Raw genomic sequence first — 5,301 nt, 5'->3', positions numbered from 1 at the left:
AATCAAAGTAGCTGCCATTAATTTAATGGGTTTTCGCGTGTTTGGATTGTTTGGAAAGAAAAAAGATTCCTTGTTAGGAATCGATATCAGTTCTTCTTCAGTAAAATTATTGGAGTTGTCAAAGAATGGTGAAAAGTTCCGCGTAGAGAGTTACGCCGTGGAACCGCTACCTAGTAACTGCGTAGTAGAGAAGAATATTAATGACTCGGAGTTGGTTGGTGAAGTCATCGGAAAGGTGGTGACTCGCTCGCGTGCTAATAGTCGATTAGCTTCTGCTGCCGTTGCGGGTTCAGCTGTTATCACCAAAACCATACAAATGGCGGGTGGGCTTAACGAGTCTGAGCTGGAAAATATGATCGTTGTCGAGGCTGATCAATATATACCTTATCCTCTTGATGAAGTGGCTATCGACTTTGAAGTGCTTGGCGAGTCAGAGTCGGGCGCTGACCAGGTTGATATATTATTAGCTGCTTGTCGAAAAGAGAATGTTGAACTTCGGGAAGAAGCCCTGGAAATTGGTGGCTTAACATCGAAAGTTATCGATATCGAAGCTTACGCAATTGAACGATCCTTTGAACTTGTCGGTTCGCAAATTGGCGTTGAAGGTGAAGAGCAGACAGTCGCAATTGTCGATGTTGGCTCAACGATGACGACATTGAGCGTACTTGCCGATGGCAAAACGATCTATACAAGAGAGCAGTTATTTGGTGGTCGTCAACTGACAGAAGAAATTCAGCGACGTTATGGCTTATCTTTTGAAGAGGCCGGGCTAGCTAAAAAGCAAGGTGGCTTGCCAGATGACTACGAGCGTGAAGTCTTAGCTCCTTTCAAAGAGGCAGTCGTTCAACAAGTCGCCCGTTCATTACAGTTCTTCTTTTCCTCAAGCCAATATAATGAAGTCGATTATGTCGTGCTTGCTGGCGGTGTCGCGTCAATAAACGGACTTGTAGAGCTGGTTGAAGAGAAAACAGGGATCAAGACTATTGTGGCTAACCCTTTCGTTGATATGACCTTAAGCTCAAAGGTGAATGCGTCTGCGTTAAGCAATGATGCACCATCACTGATGATTGCTTGTGGTTTGGCTATGAGGAGTTTTGATTAATGCCTTCTATTAACCTTAGGCCGTGGCGAGAAGAACTCCGGGCCGAGAAGCAGCGGAATTTTATTACATCGTTGATCGCTGTCCTTGTTGTTGCTGTCGTGCTCGTGTTTTTGTGGCAAGACTATGTTAGCTCCGAAATTGAAACTCAAAAGTCTCGAAATAATTATTTAAGCTCTTCAATGGCTGAGCTGGATAAGAAAATTAAAGAGATCAAAGAGCTGAAAAAAGAAAAGAAAGAGCTTTTGGATAGAATGAAGGTCATTCAGGACTTACAGGGAACACGCCCGGTTATCGTTCGTGTGATGGATGAGTTGGTGAGAACACTTCCAGATGGCCTTTATTATGAAAGCCTTGAGCGAAAAGAGGATCTCATAGAGATTACGGGTTTGGCTGAATCTAATAACCGTATTTCAGGTTTGATGCGAAACTTTGAAACATCAGTCTGGTTTTCTAACCCTAATCTGAAAGACGTGAGTGCGATTAAAGGTGATGACGGGACTCTAAATAGTTTTGATCTTAGTGTTAAGCAGGTGACCCCTGAGTTAGCTGAAGATCAGGAATCAAGTGAAAAGGGGACTAAATAGTGGGTTTTTCTGAATCTATGGAAAGCCTGAAAGGCTTTGATCCCAATGATATAGACTTTAATAATGCAGGCTCATGGCCTACACCTGTTAAAGCAATTGTATTAGTTGTTGTCTTTTTAGCGCTGCTTATAGGCGGTTATTTCTTTCTGATTCAGGATCAATATACCGAATTTGATAGAGTCGCTGCAGAAGAAGCAAGCTTGAAGCAGCAGTATGAAAGTAGAGCTTATAAAGTAGCAAATCTTGAGGCTTTTCGCTTACAGATGGAAGATATGAAAAAGTCTTTCGGTGTACTTCTTAAGCAGTTGCCTGCAAAAACAGAGGTTCCGGGCCTACTTGAAGATATTACCAATACCGGGCTAGGAAGCGGTTTGGAAATTGAATCCATTCAGTTGAAGCCAGAGGTTTCCAAAGAGTTCTATGTTGAATTACCAATGGAAATCGTGGTTGCGGGTACTTATCACGACATCGCATCTTTTGTGAGTGGTGTTGCAAGCTTGCCACGAATCGTGACTTTGCATGATATGAATATTTCCAAGACGCAGAGTAAGTCTAAAGGAAATAGTCAGGGGCGCAGCAGTCATAAGCTGCAAATGACTGTGCAAGCGAAGACATATCGTTATGGTACTGAGGCAGACAGAGAAAAAAGTAGGCAATCTAAGAAGAAGAAAGGGAGGAGAAGATAATGAATAAAATTTTCTTGTCTCTCGTGCTCGTATCAAGTGTTCTATTGAGTGGTTGTGGTACGAGTAGTGGCTTTGGTGATTTAGATCGCTTTATGGCAGAGGCTGATGCCAAGCCGCGTGGAAAAATAGAGGCTTTGCCTGAAGTACAAGTATATAGAGCATTTACATACAGTGCTGCGAATAGACGTTCACCTTTTTTGCCGCCTGAAGATGTTGTGGTAAGCGTGGTAGAGATACAAAAAGATCAAAGTAACGTTAAGCCGGATTTTGATCGAGTTCCTGAGGTTCTGGAGTCATACTCTCTAGGGCAGTTAAAAATGGTTGGTACGCTTCAGCGAAATGAACAAGATATTTTGTGGGCGCTGATTGCTGATGAGTTGCAGAGCGTACATATGGCCAAGGTTGGGCAGTATATGGGTAAAAACCATGGCCGAATTGTAGATGTAAGAGTTGGTCAGATTGATTTGATTGAAATTGTTCCCAACGGATATGGCGGCTGGCTTGAAAGGCCGCGAACCATCTCGCTGGACGATCAGTAATTAAGGGGGCTTGGGAATAATGAATGATATATCAAATAGAGCAAACATGTTTAAGTCAAAAGTAAGTAGAATATTAAGGTTTACAGAAATGGTCCTTCAGACGCGTAAATTAATAACCCTGATTGGAGTTTGCTTCTTTGCAGTAATGAATGCAAATGCCGCTAACCTTAACGATGTTAGCTTCGCTTCTCTGCCTGGAGATCGAGTTGAAATTTCCTTGATTTTTGATGAAACGCCGCCGGAAGTGAATGGCTATACGATTGAAAAACCAGCAAGAATAGCGCTCGATTTACCGGGCGCTAGCAGTAAGCTGGCAGAGAAATACCATAATCTTGGTATGGGAAATGCGAAACGCATGACTGTAATCGGCACCAAGGACCGAACCCGTGTAATTCTTGATTTAGTTGACTTAGTGCCCTATAGCACGCGAACGAGTGGAAATACGCTGTTTGTATTGGTGGGCTCAGAGGGTGCTGGTGAAGCATACCAAGCTGTCGCGTCATCGCCAGAAGCAATGCCAGCAGCGAATACGTTTTCTAGGAAAGTTGCTGCGGATAGAAATGGCATAACCAATATTGACTTTCAGCGTGGTGAAAAGGGCGATGGCCAGATAGTCGTTAGCTTTGCTTCGCCTGACGTAGATATTGATATGTCAGAAGTGGGTGGCCATATTCAGTTACGCATGCCAAAGGTTGACTTACCTATGGGGCTTCGACAGCGTCTAGATGTTGTCGACTTTGCAACACCTGTTCGTCGTATTGATTCAGATATCGTTGATGGTGATGCCTTAATTAGAATTAAAGCTTCTGGTCATTATGATTACCTGGCTTACCAGGCTGATAATAAATTTACCGTGAGTGTTGAAGCGCTAACAGAAGAAGAAGTCGATCAGCGTAAAAAGGATAAGTTTCCGTTTACTGGTGAAAAGCTATCTTTGAACTTCCAGAATATTGAAGTGCGAGCTGTTCTTCAGTTAATTGCTGACTTTACCAGCCTTAACTTGGTTGCAAGTGATACCGTGGGTGGAAGTATTACCCTTCGTTTACAGAATGTACCTTGGGATCAGGCTCTAGAGCTGATTCTAAAAACAAAAGGATTAGATAAGCGAACGGTGGGTAATGTACTGCTTGTCGCTCCAGCCGAAGAAATAGCGGCGCGTGAAAAGCTTGAATTGGAAGCTAACCGACAGGTTGCAGCATTAGCGCCGGTACGTTTGGAGATCGTTCAGATTAACTATGCAAAAGCGGCAGATATTGTGGAGCTATTGCGCCAGGACAGTGAGCTGATTTCAGAGCGAGGCTTTATTTCATCTGATGAACGAACGAATACTATAAGTGTGAGAGAGACATCAGAGAAGCAGGAGCAGATTCGTAAATTGATATCTACCTGGGATATTCCGGTTCGTCAGGTATTGATTGAGGCTAGAATTGTAAGAGCTCGTTCGAATATAGCTGAAGAAATGGGTATTCAGTGGGGTGGTGGCGGTTTAGATCGTAGCGGAGATAACTTGTTCCGTATAGGTGGATCGTCTGGGACGCTTAGTGAACTGACAGATATAGCGAACGGAAATAGTAACAGTATTTCATTTCCAGGTGCTTTGGCTGTTGATTTAGGTGTAACCAGATCGAACAGCTCTTCCTTAGCGATTGGTTTTGGTGGTGATAACTATCTAATTGATATGGAATTATCTGCTTTCGAATCTGATGGAAAGGGTGAGATCGTTGCCCAGCCGAAAATTGTAACGGCTGATCGTCAAACCGCGACAATTAAATCGGGTGAGGAAATTCCTTATCAGGAAGCTTCGTCTTCTGGTGCAACCTCAGTTTCCTTTAAAGAGGCCGTGCTATCTTTAGAAGTGACGCCTCAAATTACGCCAGACGATCAGGTCATTATGGATCTTAAGATCAATCAGGATAACCGTGGCGAAGTGACCGCAGGTATTCCAAGTATTGAAACAAATGAGGTACTAACTCAAGTACTTGTTGGTAATGGTGAAACGGTTGTCTTGGGTGGTATTTTTCAGTCTGAACGATCTACAACTGTTACTAAAACGCCTTTCTTAGGTGACATCCCATACTTAGGTGCTTTATTTACCAAGACTGAAGAGATAGATGAGCGTGCTGAATTACTTATCTTTATCACGCCTAAGCTATTAAAAAATGGTGTGATTGACCAGCAAATATAGGACAATATGTCTTATTGAGCTTAGGTAAAAGGCTGCAGATTGCGGCCTTTTTTCTTTTTAAAATAAACAGGTTAATCTTTACTGACATATTGATTGGCCGGCATAAGATCGAAATATGAGTATAGCTAAACCGTTGATTGTTTTTGTGGGCCCAATGGGGGCAGGAAAAACAACCATAGGAAAAATTTTAGCCAAAGAGCTGAAC

General features: G+C 42.8%; 6 protein-coding genes. All 6 read left to right on the top strand.

Features of this window, described 5'->3' with window-relative positions; all coding sequences use genetic code 11:
- The coding region (locus A3766_RS16715) for a pilus assembly protein PilM (protein WP_369808634.1) at positions 1 to 1,102 on the top strand (1,102 nt) is incomplete at its 5' end.
- A complete protein-coding gene (locus tag A3766_RS16710; RefSeq protein ID WP_068506592.1) occupies positions 1,102 to 1,686 on the top strand; it encodes a PilN domain-containing protein in 585 nt (194 codons plus the stop codon). The genes A3766_RS16715 and A3766_RS16710, both read left to right, overlap by 1 nt.
- The gene (locus A3766_RS16705; protein ID WP_156494828.1) at positions 1,686 to 2,372 is read left to right on the top strand and encodes a type 4a pilus biogenesis protein PilO; all 687 of its coding nucleotides are present in this window, start codon (positions 1,686 to 1,688) and stop codon (positions 2,370 to 2,372) included. Before A3766_RS16710 ends, A3766_RS16705 begins: the two co-directional genes overlap by 1 nt.
- Positions 2,372 to 2,911: a pilus assembly protein PilP gene (locus tag A3766_RS16700; protein ID WP_068506594.1), complete on the top strand. Its 540-nt coding sequence runs from the start codon at positions 2,372 to 2,374 to the stop codon at positions 2,909 to 2,911. The genes A3766_RS16705 and A3766_RS16700 overlap by 1 nt, the downstream gene beginning before the upstream one ends.
- 19 nt (positions 2,912 to 2,930) lie before the next feature.
- Complete coding sequence (pilQ, locus tag A3766_RS16695; RefSeq protein WP_231877493.1) at positions 2,931 to 5,096, top strand: type IV pilus secretin PilQ family protein; 2,166 nt, start codon at positions 2,931 to 2,933, stop codon at positions 5,094 to 5,096.
- A gap of 115 nt (positions 5,097 to 5,211) precedes the next feature.
- Positions 5,212 to 5,301: shikimate kinase (locus tag A3766_RS32710; protein WP_156508937.1), on the top strand; the 90-nt coding region annotated here is incomplete at its 3' end.

This window comes from Oleiphilus sp. HI0132 (assembly GCF_001635845.1).
The sequence above is the reverse complement of the archived record's forward strand: the minus strand, read 5'-3'. Positions and strand labels throughout refer to the sequence as shown.

Excerpts from the sequence above, each read along its gene's own strand:
- A3766_RS16700 (WP_068506594.1), top strand. The coding sequence starts at position 2,372 with ATGAATAAAATTTTCTTGTCTCTCGTGCTCGTATCAAGTGTTCTATTG.
- A3766_RS16710 (WP_068506592.1), top strand. The coding sequence starts at position 1,102 with ATGCCTTCTATTAACCTTAGGCCGTGGCGAGAAGAACTCCGGGCCGAG.
- pilQ (WP_231877493.1), top strand. The coding sequence starts at position 2,931 with ATGAATGATATATCAAATAGAGCAAACATGTTTAAGTCAAAAGTAAGT.